7 protein-coding genes and 1 pseudogene are annotated in these 13,993 nt (G+C 69.1%); 2 read left to right on the top strand and 6 right to left on the bottom strand.

Annotation, left to right across the window (positions count from 1 at the left end; genetic code table 11):
- Positions 1-228: 228 nt before the first annotated feature.
- On the bottom strand, positions 229-1,557 hold the full coding sequence (locus QSK35_RS29700) for a hypothetical protein (RefSeq protein WP_285750848.1): 1,329 nt from the start codon (positions 1,555-1,557) through the stop codon (positions 229-231).
- A gap of 164 nt (positions 1,558-1,721) precedes the next feature.
- Here QSK35_RS29700 and QSK35_RS29695 point away from each other — a divergent pair, with 164 nt between their 5' ends.
- Complete coding sequence (locus QSK35_RS29695) at positions 1,722-3,380, top strand: DEAD/DEAH box helicase (RefSeq protein WP_502881736.1); 1,659 nt, start codon at positions 1,722-1,724, stop codon at positions 3,378-3,380.
- Between the two features lie 611 nt (positions 3,381-3,991).
- Here QSK35_RS29695 and QSK35_RS29690 read toward each other — a convergent pair.
- The 4 genes from QSK35_RS29690 to QSK35_RS29675 all read right to left on the bottom strand — a co-directional run bounded on the left by QSK35_RS29690 (position 3,992) and on the right by QSK35_RS29675 (position 11,338).
- A complete protein-coding gene (locus QSK35_RS29690) occupies positions 3,992-4,450 on the bottom strand; it encodes a (2Fe-2S)-binding protein (RefSeq protein ID WP_285750846.1) in 459 nt (152 codons plus the stop codon).
- 10 nt (positions 4,451-4,460) lie between these two features.
- The gene (locus QSK35_RS29685) at positions 4,461-6,662 is read right to left on the bottom strand and encodes a xanthine dehydrogenase family protein molybdopterin-binding subunit (RefSeq protein ID WP_285750845.1); all 2,202 of its coding nucleotides are present in this window, start codon (positions 6,660-6,662) and stop codon (positions 4,461-4,463) included.
- 98 nt (positions 6,663-6,760) lie between these two features.
- The gene (locus tag QSK35_RS29680; RefSeq protein ID WP_285750844.1) at positions 6,761-10,129 is read right to left on the bottom strand and encodes a S8 family serine peptidase; all 3,369 of its coding nucleotides are present in this window, start codon (positions 10,127-10,129) and stop codon (positions 6,761-6,763) included.
- Between the two features lie 66 nt (positions 10,130-10,195).
- A complete protein-coding gene (locus QSK35_RS29675) occupies positions 10,196-11,338 on the bottom strand; it encodes a sulfite oxidase (protein ID WP_285750843.1) in 1,143 nt (380 codons plus the stop codon).
- An 872-nt stretch (positions 11,339-12,210) separates the two neighbouring features.
- Between QSK35_RS29675 and QSK35_RS42890 the strand changes: the two genes are divergently transcribed.
- Positions 12,211-12,897: a potassium channel family protein gene (locus tag QSK35_RS42890; protein ID WP_502881735.1), complete on the top strand. Its 687-nt coding sequence runs from the start codon at positions 12,211-12,213 to the stop codon at positions 12,895-12,897.
- 57 nt (positions 12,898-12,954) lie between these two features.
- On the opposite strand, the pseudogene QSK35_RS29665 reads toward QSK35_RS42890, so the two are convergent.
- Positions 12,955-13,947: pseudogene (locus QSK35_RS29665) on the bottom strand (AI-2E family transporter); the annotation flags it as partial.
- Between the last annotated feature and the right edge of the window lie 46 nt (positions 13,948-13,993).

Here is a 13,993-nt window from a genome sequence, read left to right as displayed (position 1 = left end):
GCGGAAGGCCCGGCGGTGGTCGGTGCCGAAGATCACGACCAGGTCCGGGTCGAACTCGTCGGCCGCCTTGCGCACCACGTCGATGGCCGCGCGCACCGGCCCGTGCGGGGCAGTGGGCAACGTCACCAAATGCGATGCGCACACCGTCAGGCTCTTCTTCACCCCGCCAGCATAGGGTCGTGAGTGTTTTCCGTTGCTTGGGCAACGGAAAACACTCACGACCAGGAATTACCCGATTGCTTCGGCGATGAAAGCGTTCAGGCTTTCCGTCTCGCCCAATGCGGCGCGCAGTTCCGCCGCGTACTCGTCCACCGCGGCCTGCAGGCCGGAGGCCACCGCCGCAGCCGACGCACCCGCCGCGACCGCCTTCACCTGGGCGCCCAGCAACAGGTCCGCGGGCACCACCGGCTCACCTTCCAGCGGCCACACCAGGTCCGGCAGCACCGCGCCACCGGTGACCTCGCGGACGAGGCTCGCCGCCGCGTTGCCCGGCGTGCGCGTGCCCTCGGGCAGCACCGCCTGGACGGTCGGGTGGCTCGCGACCCACTTCAGCAGCACCGAGTTGCCCTCCTCGCGCACCCGCGCCGGCGTGAGCCAGAGCGTGAGGTTGACGTAGTACTCGGTCAGCCTCCTCAGCACGTCACCGCCGACTTCGAAGCCCCACAGGTTGAGGTCGAAGTAGTGGTGCCACGTGGAGTCCGCGACGATGCGGCCGACGCCCGCGGCGGCGCCGTCGTAGGCGGTGGTGACGCCGTAGACCGCTCCGTTGCGCTTGTCGGTGCCGCGGGCGATGATCTCCGGCTTCGGCTGGCCGCGACGCCCGGACGGCCACACGTCGGTGGGGAACTGCTCGGGGATGAGCAGCTGGCCCTCGTGCATGTGGTCCGGGAACACCGTGATCGGCCCACGCCGGCCGGTGAACAACGGGTGCGGCCTGGTTCCGTAGCGCTTGAGGATGAGCTCCTGCGGGTACGGGTCGAGGTCGTTGGGAATCGGGTCGTTGATCTGGCTGCCCCACGGATCGGGCGTGTGGGTGTTGTGGCTGAACTCGATGCTCGAGTCCGGCCGGTCGTTCCACACCCGCAGCTCGCCCGCGCGCGGGATGCGGTGGCAGATCGCGCGGCCCAGGTTCAGGTACTCGGCCAACGACGGGTCGGCCTCGGGCGGCCTGGGGTTGGAGTGGTCGCCGGTGACGAGCACCCCGCCGCCCGCGTCCATCCACGTCCGCAGCGCCGCGACCTCGGCGTCGACGAGCTCGTTCTCCGGCATGCCGGGCAGGTTGCACTGGAACAGCCCGAAGAACCACACCTGCTCGTAGCGGCCCAGCAGCTCCGGCGTGAGCTTGTTCCGCGCGTGGCCGCCGGTGTGGCGGTTGAGCAGGTCGACCTCGAACGTGGCGTGGACCGGCTGGTTGTCGAGGATGAGCTTGCGCAGGATGCCGAGCGAGAAACCGCCTCCCCCGGTCAGCTCGACACCGTCGGTGTAGAACAGGACTCTGATTTTCGGCTTGGCCTCCTCGGCGACACCGTCGCCGACAATGCGTGCGTCGAACAACACGAGAATGACTCCCCCTGTGGTGGTTGCGACGTGCCCTCCCCGGCAACGCCGCTACTTCCACGTATACGCGAGGTCGTCTCATCCGGTGGTATTTGTTCCACATCGACTTTCGGATGACGGATGTGGTTCAGCGGCCCCGATCGGCGTAAGGGAAGATGTCCGCCATGACATCCGCCGACAACGGCTTCGCCGACCTGGGGCTGCGGCCCGACCTCCTCGCCGCCCTGACCACGCTCGGGTACGAGGAGCCGACGCCGATCCAGCGTGAGGCGATCCCGCCGTTGCTCGCGGGCAACGACCTGCTCGGCATGGCCGCGACCGGCACCGGCAAGACGGCGGCGTTCGCGTTGCCGTTGCTGGAACGCATCGCCGAGGACATCGGCAAGGGCGACAAGCCGCTGGCGCTCGTCCTGGCACCCACCCGCGAGCTGGCCGTGCAGGTGTCCGAGGCGATCCATCGCTACGGCCGCCAGCTGGGCGCGCGCGTGCTGCCGATCTACGGCGGCCAGCCGATCGGCCGCCAGCTGCGCGAACTGTCGCGCGGTGTCGACGTGGTGGTGGCGACCCCCGGTCGCGCGATCGACCACATCGGACGCGGCACGCTGTCCCTGGACGCGCTGCGCATCGCCGTGCTCGACGAGGCCGACGAGATGCTCGACATGGGCTTCGCCGAGGACATCGACGCGATCCTGCAGGAGACCCCGGAGAACCGGCAGACCGTGCTGTTCTCCGCGACCATGCCGCCGCGCATCGACCGGATGGCCAAGTCGCACCTGAACAACCCGGTGTCGATCCAGATCGGCCGCGAGAAGACCGAACCGGGCGAGGCGCCGCGCGTGCGCCAGACCGCGTACCTGGTGCGCCGCGAGCACAAGCCCGCCGCACTCGGCCGCGTGCTGGACGTCGAGTCGCCCACGGCCGCTGTGGTCTTCTGCCGCACCCGCGACGAGGTGGACCAGCTCACCGAGACGCTGAACGGCCGCGGTTACCGCGCCGAGTCCCTGCACGGCGGCATCAGCCAGGAGCAGCGCGACCGCGTGATGTCGCGCCTGCGTTCGGGCACCGCCGACCTGCTCGTCGCGACGGACGTCGCCGCTCGCGGTCTGGATATCGAACAGCTGACGCACGTCGTGAACTACAACGTGCCCTCCGCCCCCGAGGCGTACGTGCACCGGGTTGGCCGCGTGGGCCGCGCTGGGCGTGAGGGTGTTGCGATCACGCTCGTCGAGCCGCGCGAGAACTCGATGTTGAAGACCATCGAGCGGGTTACCAAGCAGAAGATCGCGGTCGAGAAGGTCCCGACTGTTGCGGACCTGCGGGCTCGCCAGTTGGAGCTCACTCGTGCCGCGTTGAACGAGTCGCTCCTGGAAGATGATCTGTCGCGGTTCCGCGTTGTTGTCGAGACGTTGGCCGACGAGTTCGACCTCATGGATATCGCTCTGGCGGCTGTGAAGCTGGCGCACGAGGCGTCCGGTGCCGCGGCCGACGAGGAGGAGATCCCCGAGGTCCGGCCGCGTGGTGGCGACGATCGCGGGCCCCGCAGTGGTGGTCCGCGTCCGGCTCGGCGTGGGCCGTCCGAGGGGATGACTCGCCTGTTCGTCGGGGCTGGGCGGACTTCCGGGATTCGGCCGCAGGACATCGTCGGTGCGATCACCGGTGAGACTCGGTTGAACGGGCGGGACATCGGGGCGATCGAGATTACCGATCGGTTCTCGCTCGTGGAGGTGCCTGGGCCTGCCGCGAACGAGGTGATCGAGTCGCTGCGGAACGCCTCTATCAAGGGGAAGCGGGTCACGGTCCGGCGGGAGCGCCAGGCTCGGTAACCGGTTTGCGCGTCCGGTTTGTGCCTGGGGCCGGGGCGTCCTGGGGGCGGGGCGCTGCGGTGCTTGCGTTGCGATTGAGGCTTGACTTGAGACCTCATGGGCGCTGTGCCTAATTTTGGGCAGAGGCGCTGGCGGGCTCAAACGGGCAAAAGGTGAGACGCCCGCGCCGCCGAGGGTAGCGCCTCGCACCCCAAGTCAAGCCCCAATCGCGCGGTGCCCACCAGACGCGCCCCTCTTCCTGCCAGGTCGCCTTGTGGTTGCAGCCGGTTCCGTGCGTGGTTGAGTTGTCGTTGGCTGCCGGTTCCGCGCGTGGTGGCGTTTCGTTCGCGGGCGGGCTTGATCGCTGTTGGGAGCGCTCTCAGGTTTTGCGAGGGGAAGATTTGTGTCGTCCAGCGTCACAAATCTTCCCCTCGCGAAGATCAACGATCTTGAGGTTGTCCGATTTGGCCGATGAGAGCGCGGCCATCGGGCACTTCTTAACCTCATGTTCGACACCAAAGATCAACCAAGTCCACCACGAAAGCCAAACGGGCGCGGCCCACATACACAAACCCGCCGACAACCGCCATCCCCCACCCACCGACCCCAAAAAACCAAACCCAGCAACCGGTTCAGCCCATCTTCGAAGCCGCAGCTTTGATCGCCTGCCGGATGCGGAAGTAGGTACCGCACCGGCAGACGTTCGCGATCTTGTCGATGTCCTCGTCGGTCGGCTCGCGCTTCTCCTTCAGCAGCGCGACCGCCGCCATGATCTGCCCAGGCTGGCAGTACCCACACTGAGGCACGTCCTGCTCCAGCCAAGCCTCCTGCACCGGGTGCAGAGTGTCGCCATCAGCCAACCCCTCGATGGTGGTGACGGACCGCCCGGCACAGGAGGCCACCGGAGTGACGCAGGGCTGAATCTCAGCTCCGTCCAAATGGGACGTACAAGCCCGGCAAACGCCGATACCGCAACCGAACTTGGGCCCACGCACCCCGAGCTTGTCCCGCAGGACCCAGAGCAACGCCAGATCGGCGGGCGCCTCGACAGTGACCGCCGAGCCGTTGACGACGAAGGTGTAGACAGGCACGGAAACTCCTTCAGCGCGGGAACGGCTCGAAGTCGACGGGGAAGATGATCGGGAAGCTGCGCGGCGCGATACCGGTGGCCCGCGCGTAGGCGTTGGCGATGGCGCCGACCGCCGCGGGCACGCCGAGTTCGCCGGCACCGCCCGGCGAGCCGGTGGCGGGCATGACGTGGATCTGCACGTCCAGCGGCGCGTCCTTCTGGCGCGCGTAGTGGAACTGCGAGTAAGAGCCCTCCAGCGGCAGGCCGCGGTCGATGTGCAGACCCGCGCGCAACGTCGTGGAGATCGCGTCCGTCAGGCCACCCAGCATCTGGGCCTGCAGGCCGCGCGGGTTGATCGGCCGGCCTACGTCCACGGCGATCACGGCCTTCACCACCCGCGGTGCCTTGGGGTCACGGGCGTCGATCTCGACCAGGCACGCCGTGCAGGACTGGTACTCGTCGTGGAAACCCACGCCCTGCGCGAAGCCACGTGGGAGAGAACGGCCCCACTGGCCGGCCGACGCGACCTTGTCCAGGACCGCGCGTTGCCGCGCGGTCTTGAGGAACTCGCGGCGGAACGCTACCGGGTCCTTGCCCATGCGCGCGGCCAGCTCGTCCACCAGGATCTCCTCCGCGCCACGGGTGTTCGCCGAGTAGACCGAACGCCACGCCGCCGTGTGCATCTTCAGCGGCACCTCGTTGAGCAACGAGGTCACGACACCGAAGTTGTAGGGCACATTCACCGTCGTCAGGAACACCGTCTGGGCGAAGGAGAGATTGCCGCCCACCGGCAACGATGCCGCGGTAGCGGTCAAAACCTCACCCAAGCCGTGCCGGAAGTCGGTCTCGACCGCGGCGACGCGGTGTTCGAACGTCAGGACGTTCCCCAGCCCGAACGTCGCGCGCAGCTTGTGGTGCGTGGCGGGACGCGCGCGGCCGTGGCGCATGTCGTCGGTGCGCGACCACATGAGTTTCACCGGCCGGTTCAGGGCCTTCGAGATCTGCGCGGCCTCCAGCGCGCCGTCGAAGAACAGCCTGCGGCCGAACGAGCCGCCGCCCTGGACCACGTGCACGGTGACCGCCGACTCGGGCAGTCCGACCGCGGCGGCGATCGTCTGCTGCGCCACGATCGGCGACTTCAGGCCCGCCCAGATCTCCGCGCGGTCGGCGCGCACGTCGGCGATCGCCGAGTTCGTCTCCATCGGCGCGTGGCTGACGAACGCGAAGTCGAACTCCGCGTCCACGTGCTGCGTCAGCAGCGGCGGCACGACGAACGGCAACGCTGCGGCGTGCAGCTTGGCACGAATGTCCACATCGGACAGTGAGTCGATCGTGCCCGGATTCCAGGTGACCTTCAGCGCGTCGCGGGCCGCCATCGCCTGGCCGAACGTCTCGGCGACCACGGCCACACCCGTTGGCACCACACCGATTGCCAGCACGCCCGGCATCTTCTCCGCGACAGCCGAGTCGACGGAGCGAACCGAACCGTTGATCGTCGGCGGGCGGCGCACAACGGTCGGCATCGCGCCTGGCACGTCGTGGTCGAGGGTGTACTTGAACTGTCCGGTGACCATGGCGCGCGCGTCGATCCGCGACTGCGCCGTGCCCACGAGTTTGTGTTCCGACTCGGGTTTCGGCTGCGCGGCGAACACGCCGGTCAGGGAAGCGGCCGCGGAGGTCAGCAGGCCGTAGGCGATCGCGCGGCCGTCCGGCAGGATCACCGAACCGTCCCGTGTGGACAGTCGGGAGGCGTCTACGCCCTCCTGCTTCGCGGCCGCGGCGAGCAGCCGGGCGCGGGCGGCGGCCGCGGCGTGCCGGACCGGGTCGTACACCGAGCGGATCGTGTTGGAACCGCCGGTGAGCTGGTTGAACAGCAGCTCGGGCCGGGCATCGGCCAACCGGACGCGGACCCGGGACAACGGCAGGTCGAGCTCTTCGGCTACAAGCATCGCGGTCGCGGTCGTGATGCCCTGACCGACCTCGGCGCGCGGCAGCTCGAGTGTGACGATCCCGTCGGCACCGACCTCCAGCACGGCCAGTGCACCGGCCGTGGGTGTTCCGGCGAGGATCAGGATTTCGCCGAGATCCCGGATCTCGGCGGGCTGCGGCAATGTCGGGATGACCGCCGAAGCGGTGCCGGGAACCGCGATCGTGAGGACCGGCGCGGCGACGAGCAACGTCAGGAAATGTCGCCGCGCCAGTCCATCCGAGACAGCATCGTCACGGGTCGTCATAGAAATCTCAACGAAACCCGGACTCCGGGGTTACGGGCGCAGGCGGTACGCCCTCAGCACGGTCTGGTCGACCGTGTTCCCATCCGTATCAACAGCCGTCACCCGCAGTGACACGAAGCCGCCGGGTTTCCCGCCTGGAGCAACGAATCCGTGCACGGGAACCCAGTTGGCACCGTCGTCATAGGACGCCCAGGCCTCCACTCACGCACCGTAGATCGGCCCGCCCCAGGTTGCCTCGGGAAGGTGAACCTGATCGGCAGCGGCGCACCGGCGCGCGCGGAGTTGTGGAGGTCGAGCGGTGCGTCGTACGCGACCTGCAACAACGGCAACACCTCCGAAGCCGAGGACGTGAAGCCCCACTTCGTATCGATACGGGTGGAGAGCCCGATCTGCGGCGGTCCCCCGCGTTCGGCCGACAACGCCAGCTCGTAGCGCCCCGATCCCGAAGGCACGGACCACGAACCGTCCCAGGGACGCGGCGACATGCCGAGCGACTGACCGTCACGGCTGAGCGTCAGCGTGCCCCAGCCGGTCCGCACCCAGCTCTCCAGCGCGTCACCGGCCGAGAACACCGACAGCTGCCCGGAGATCTGATCACCCTCGCGCACCAGAAGGTTCTTGCCCCACGACGCGTAGCCACCCTCCGGCGCGCCGAACCGCGGCGCGGACACCCCGGCGTTCCACGACAGGGACGTCTTCTCCCCCGGCCGGAACCGGAAGATCCGCTGCTCGCTCCAGTTGCCGACGAGCGGGTCCCGCGCGTCGCCGCCGAACATGCGGCCGATGGTGACCTCGCGGTACCAGCCGATCCCGTGGCCCGCCGAGTAGTACTCGGTGCGCGCGGCCGGTGCGAGCAGCCACTCGTCGAGCAGCACGTTCATCCGCGCCGGCGTGCCCTCGACCGCCGGGTGCACGCGTTGCGCGACCAGGCCGTCCGCACCGCCCATGTGGTAGCGCGATTTGACCTCGGCCACCTGCCCGCGTGAATAGGTCTTACCCACCGGCAGGGCCTGTTCCGGATAGAAAAGGTTGTAACTGACGGGAGACGTCTCCGTTCCCGTGACAGTCAGCGACACCGGCTTACCCGCGACGAGATCACCCACGAGCCCGGCGGCGAGCCGCTGCGGTGCCCAGATCACGGGCAGCGCGGTCTGCTGGTCGAGCGGCAACGGGATCGGGCCCACCTGCAGCACCGCCGCGGCACCCGCGTCCTTCAGACGTTGCGCGTGCGCGGGGATCTGCCACTCCTCGCCGTCCTTGAGCTGCAGCACGACCAACGCGCCCCGCACGTCACCCTCGGGCAGCGCGACCCGGTAGGACTGCTTGCCGGACACGGGCGGACTGGCCGAGAAGAAACCGACCGGGAAGTCGTACGCCCCGCTGATCGCGACCCGAGGCACGGCGGCCTTGACCAGCGTCTCGTATCGCAGCTGCGGCACATCGGCACCGAACTTGAGCCCGTACACGTCGGTGGCGCCGAACAGCGGCCCACTGAACCCGGAGTTCTTGCCCGCCGCCATCGGCACCGCCATCTCGTACTCGCGGTGCACCACCCGCACCCGCGGGTCGCCCACGTCCACCTTGATCGGCTGCGCGGTCCGCGTGTCGATCACCACGGTGGCGTCCTGCGCGAGGGACACCTGTCCGGCGATGTCGGTCGCGCTTGCCGGGGCCAGCCAGTGCCTGGCCTCGTCGTACTGCTTGATCCGGCTGAGGATGGCGTAGTCGGCGGCGGGCAGCTTGGCGCTGCTCCTGCCGGCGGCGTCCAGCCCGATCGCCGTGCTCTCGCCCGTCGTGCGGTTGATCGCCAGCAGGTACTCGCCGGCGGCGGGCTTGCCGTCGCGGCCGGTGACGGTCACGTCGAGCGTGTGCCGCTCCTCCTGGACGTACGCGCCCACGGCGGTCACGAGCCTCGTGCCCGGTCCCTCGGCGGTCAGCAGGCCGTAGAACTTGCCGAGCCCCTTGCGCCCGTCGACCGAGACGGTCAGCGGCGCGGTGCCGTGCGCGGGGACGGTGACCGAGCTCGCAGAGAGGCTGAAGTCGTTGAGCGGCAACGACACCTGCAGCGTGATCGGCTGGTCGCCGTCGTTGCGGTAGGTGATCGTCTTCGACTTCGGCGACGTGTGCGGCCACTCCAGGATCCCGAACGAGACGCTTCCGGTGTCCACGCGGACCTGTTGCCCGGAGGCCCGGCCGGCGTCGAGCAGCCCGGTACCCGCCTGGTCCGGCCGGTTGTCCAACTTCTTCGTGGTGGACATGAGCTGCGCCTTGAGCTCGCCCGCGGTCCACGCCGGGTGCTGCTGCACCAGGATCGCCGCCGCGCCCGCGACGTGCGGGGTCGCCATCGACGTGCCGGTCAGCCGGGCGTGCAGCTCGTCCACGGCCTGCTCCGGCAGCGTGTCCTTCGCGCGGGCGGCGACGATGTCCGTGCCCGGCGCGGCGATGTCCGGCTTCACCGCGAAGTCGCCGAGCCGCGGTCCGAGCGAGGAGCTCTCGTTGAGCCGGCTCTGCTTGGTCACGTTGGCGACGGCGAGCGCCGCGTCCGCCGACGCGGGTGACGACACCTTGCGGTACTGCCCCGAGTTGCCCGCGGCGATGACGAACAGCGCGCCGGTCTCGTTCGACAGCCGGTTCACGGCCTGCGACAACGGGTCCGTGCCGTCGGACTGGTCACCGCCGAGGCTCATGCTGACGACCTTCGCCTTCACCTCGCGGGCGGCCCACTCCATGCCGGCGATGATGGCGCTCTCCTGGCAGCCGAACTCCTCGCAGACCTTGCCGACCGCGAGTTTCGCCCCCTTCGCGACGCCCGTGTACTTCGCGCCGCGACCGGCGATCGTGGACGCCACGTGCGTGCCGTGGCCGTTGGTGTCCTGGATGCCGAGCCCGGTGAAGTCCCTGCTGGTGGCGACGACGTCCTTCAGCTCGGGGTGACCCTGGTCGTAGCCGGTGTCGAGGACTGCGACCGTGACGCCCGTACCGTCGAAGCCCTGCTGCCACGCCTGCGGTGCGTTCACCAGCGGCACGCTCTCGTTGAGCGTCAGCTTGGCCCGGCCGTCGAGCCAGACCTTGCCGGTGCTCCGCAGCAGACCACCCCACTGCCGCTTGGCATCCACCTTGGCCGTACTCGCCGCCCTGGCCCCGTCGCCGAGCACGGGGATCCGGTCGATCCTGGCGTCCTCGTAGCCGAAGTCCAGCAACGCCGTGACGTCGAAGAACCGCTTGTCGATCCGGTCGTCGTGCAGCAGCGGCAACGCGTCCTCGGGCACCACGAACTGGTGGCCGTCCGCGACGTACCGGACAAACGACATGCCCGGTCGCCCCTCGGTGCCGACCAGTGCTCCTTTGGCGTCGACGATCACCTTGTCGCCGCTGATCAGCGTGATCGTGCGAGGTCTTTCCTGAGTGCTCGGCGCCGCGTTGGCAGCTGGTGCGACAAGGCCTGTCGCGGCCAGCGCGGTGATCACTAAACATCGTGCAAGACGCACGTGTCCTCCCCATGGTGAAAAGCAATCACCATGGACACTCCCTAGTCAGTCAGAAGGTTGCACGACATTGACGGGATGCCGGACGACCGCACCGAAGAGGTAGCCCTGCGTGTTGAGCGGCGAGACGTCCGGCTGGGCGACACCACGCGAATCCGTGGCCCTAGCACGGAGTTCGTACTGACCTGGTGCCGCGGGGTGGAACGGGACCTGCCACTGCAGCCACCCGTGCCCGGACGAGGTCGGGACGGCGCGGCGCCACGTCGTGCCATCGGTGCTCACGTCCACGCGCCGCACCCGTCCGTCCGGCGACCACGATCGGCCGGTCAGTACCTGCCTGCCCAGCGGCAGCGTCGCGCCCCACGCCAGCTCGAACGCGCTCTTGGTCACCTGCGTCGTGACGAGCGTGCCCTCGGCCGGATACGTCGGCCCGACCATCCGGTAGTACTGCGTGTCCCACGGCGAGTCCAGCGCCGTGGTCGCGACCTCGAGCTCGCCGAGCCACTTGATGCTGGCGATGCCGATCCACCCCGGAACCACCAGCCGTGCGGGGAAACCGTGATCGGGCGGCAGCGGCTCACCGTTCATCTCGTACGCGATCAGCGTGTCGTCCAACGCCTTCTCGACCGGCAACGGCCGGCGCACGCGACCCAGGTTGACGCCACCGGTCACATACTCGGGATCGAGGCCGACCGGCAGCACGTCGACCGCGTCGTGGCGCAGACCGGCGAGCCGCAGCACGGTCGACAGCCGCACGCCGCGCCACCGGGCGAGGCCGACCGCGCCGAGCTTCCACGGCGTGCCCGCGACCGCCTGGCCCTGCTGGGAGGTGTAGAAACTGCGGCCGTTGCCAGCGCACTCGATCACAGTCTCGACCGTGCACGACGGCAGCGCACGCAGGTCCCGATACGTCAGCTCCAGCGGCCTGCGCACACCGTTGCCGTGCACCCGTAACCGCCACGTGGCGGCGTCGATGACCGGCGTGCGGGTGTGGTTGCGTACGAAGAACCGGTCGTTCGGGATCACGTGCCCGGAAAGCGCTGTCCACTTCATCTCGGCGTTGGTGCCGTGGACGGTGAAGTACTCGGGCGGCAACGGCTTCACGATCGGGCCGGGTTCCGCTGCCAGCGCCCTACCGGGCATCAGGGCAACGCCCGCCGTCGCCAACATGAGACTGCGCCGCGAGATCATGGGCGGAATCTATCGGCGCCACAAAGGGTTCTCCCACATCCTGGAACGTCGCACGTACCGTGGTGCCGCCACAAGGCGGGCTTTCGACAGATCGGCGCCGCCGACGCCGCCGTCCGACACCTCGACGACCACGGATTCCGACAGAGCTTTCACGGTGCCGACAACTTCCCGCTCACCCGCGCGTGTTTCGCCCTGTTGAGACAGTCGGTCCGGCGGAACCTCCCGCACAGCAGCGGGAATCGGCGACCGCTCGGGCACGGGGCAGGGGCGGCTTGGCTCGCCTGCCGTTCGCGGGCTCCTGGTGCCCGGATTCCGGCGATTCTGCTTCGGCGGGCTGCTTGATCACCGTTGGGAGCGCTCTCACGTTTTGCGAGGGGCGACTTTGTGACGCTGGACGTCCCAAATGTTCCCCTCGCGAAGATCAACGATCTTGCGCGCGTCTGGTTTGTCCGATGAGAGCGTGAACATTCGATCGTTCTTTACGTGGTGTTCGACTCGCGTGATCAACTGGGCTGGGTGTGCGGCGCTGCGGGCAGGGTCGGGATGAGCAACTCGGACCACCTCATCCCGGCCACGCAGCCCACCGCACCCACACAACGCAGGTCTGGGCCGGATCGGGACCACAACGGCGGCCAACCGGCTTTCCGGTACGAGCGCGCCGACGAAGGAGGCCCGCTCGTGTCGCCGCGCAGCGGCGTTTCAAGCGCCGCGCAGCGGCCCTCTTCCCACCAAACACCGGCATCCAGGCCCAACGACTTTGCCGGAGCCTTGGGGCACCGGGGGCTGACTCGCTCATCCGCGCAGGGTTAACCCCGTGGCGCGCCAACGGTGGCCTGGGCTGTTCTGGGGCACACTTCTCCGAGGTGATGTGAATGCGATTCCAGCCGTTGCGCCGCCGGATCCGGCGGTTCACCGAGGGACCGGTCTCCGTCTGGCGCGCGATGGTCGTGATCGTGTGGTCGGTCGGCGCGACGGTGCTCGTGGGCGGTCTCGTCGCGACGATCTTCGACCCGCACGACTTCCCGACGCTCGGCGCCGGCCTGTGGTGGGCGCTGCAGACCGTGACGACCGTCGGCTACGGCGACGTGGTGCCCACGACCGCGCTCGGGCGGGTCGTGGGCGCGGTGATCATGCTGGAGTCGATCGCGTTCGTGTCGATCCTCACCGCGGTGATCACGTCGACGTTCATCGAGCGCGCCCGCGGCGCCGAGCACAAACCGTTGCCACCACAACCGAAGCCGGAGCCGACGAACTCCGGCTCGGTCATGACCGTGCTGCTGGGCGGGTTCGAGCTGCTGGTGGGATTCGTGGCGTTGCTGAACCCCGCGTATTTCACGACGTCACACCTGCCGGTGCCGCTCGGGCTCGCCGCCTGGGGCTGGATCCACCTGCTCATCGGTCTCGCGCTGCTCGCCGCCGGTGTAACCGGCCGCGGCCGCGCCGCCGTGGCCCTCGCCGCCGCGTGCGCCGTCGCCAACCTCGCCTTCCTGCCCGCGTATCCGTTGTGGGGCGTCATTCTCATCGCCACCAGCGTGATCGTCATCAACACTCTGGCTTGAGCCGATCAACGCGGCGACCCACCGAACGCGCGGGTCGATGTCGATGAACAACGCCTTCACCAGCAGCGTCGCGGGCACGGCGAGCACGGCGCCGAGCGGGCCGAGCACCCACGCCCAGAACACCAGCGCCAGCACGGTCACGACGGTCGACAGGTCGACCGATCCGGCGACGAACCGCGGCTGGATCAGCGACTGCACCACGAAGTTCAGCAGGATGTAGACGACGACCACGACGACCATCCGCTGCCACCCGCCGTCGAGCAGGGCCAGCAGCGCGGGCGGCACGACGCCGACCACGAACCCGACGTTGGGGATGTAGTTCGTGACGAACGCGAGCGCGCCCCACAGCAACGGCGCCGGGACACCCATGATCCACAGAGCGCCCGTGTCGAGTACCGCGACGATGAACCCGAACACGGTGGTGACGAGCATGTACCGCCGGGTGCCGACGGCGAACCGGGTCAGCGCCGCGGTGATCCACGGCCGGTCGGCCGCCACCGCGGCCAGCCGCTGCTCGGCCCACGTCGCCTCGGTGCTCAGGAAGAGCAGCAGCGCGATCAGGAACACCAGGTTGGTGAGCAACCCCGTCACGCCGGCGAGCAGTCCGCCCGCGAGTGCCGCCAGCTTCCCGAAGTCGAGCGACCGGGCCGCCGCGCGCACCTCGTCGGGGCCGACCCCGAGCTGCCCGAGCAACGAGGTCGCCTGCGCGATGAGCTCGTCCGCGCGCGAGACGTACCCCGGCAACAGCGCCGCCAGCTGTGCCAGTGAGACGAGCACGACCAGGAACAGTGACAGCAGCACCGCGTACACGACCACCACGAGCACGGCACCGGTGAGCCAGCGGGGCCATCCCCTGCGGCGCAACGACGTCTGCACCGGACTCGTCGTGACGACGATGACCAGCGCGAGGAACACCGGTCCGAGCAACCAGGCCACCGCCTGGACGCCGGCCAGCGTGACGACCGCGGCCGCCGCGCCGACCAGGATGACCACCGAGCGGGGCAGCACCCCGCCGCGTCCGGCCGGCAAAACCGGGGGGAGAGTTCGCATTCACCCAGTCTTGGCCGCGGTTACTGTGGTCGGTACCTGGGGAAAG

Origin of the sequence: Lentzea sp. NBRC 105346, assembly GCF_030269605.1 — a bacterium.
Taxonomy (GTDB): domain Bacteria; phylum Actinomycetota; class Actinomycetes; order Mycobacteriales; family Pseudonocardiaceae; genus Lentzea.
This window is presented reverse-complemented; position numbering and strand designations above follow the sequence as displayed.

What these genes read in the sequence shown, in the direction of transcription:
- QSK35_RS29695 (WP_502881736.1), top strand. Translation starts at nt 1,722, where the DNA reads ATGACATCCGCCGACAACGGCTTCGCCGACCTGGGGCTGCGGCCCGAC.
- QSK35_RS29685 (WP_285750845.1), bottom strand. Translation starts at nt 6,662, where the DNA reads ATGACGACCCGTGACGATGCTGTCTCGGATGGACTGGCGCGGCGACAT.
- QSK35_RS29675 (WP_285750843.1), bottom strand. Translation starts at nt 11,338, where the DNA reads ATGATCTCGCGGCGCAGTCTCATGTTGGCGACGGCGGGCGTTGCCCTG.
- QSK35_RS42890 (WP_502881735.1), top strand. Translation starts at nt 12,211, where the DNA reads ATGCGATTCCAGCCGTTGCGCCGCCGGATCCGGCGGTTCACCGAGGGA.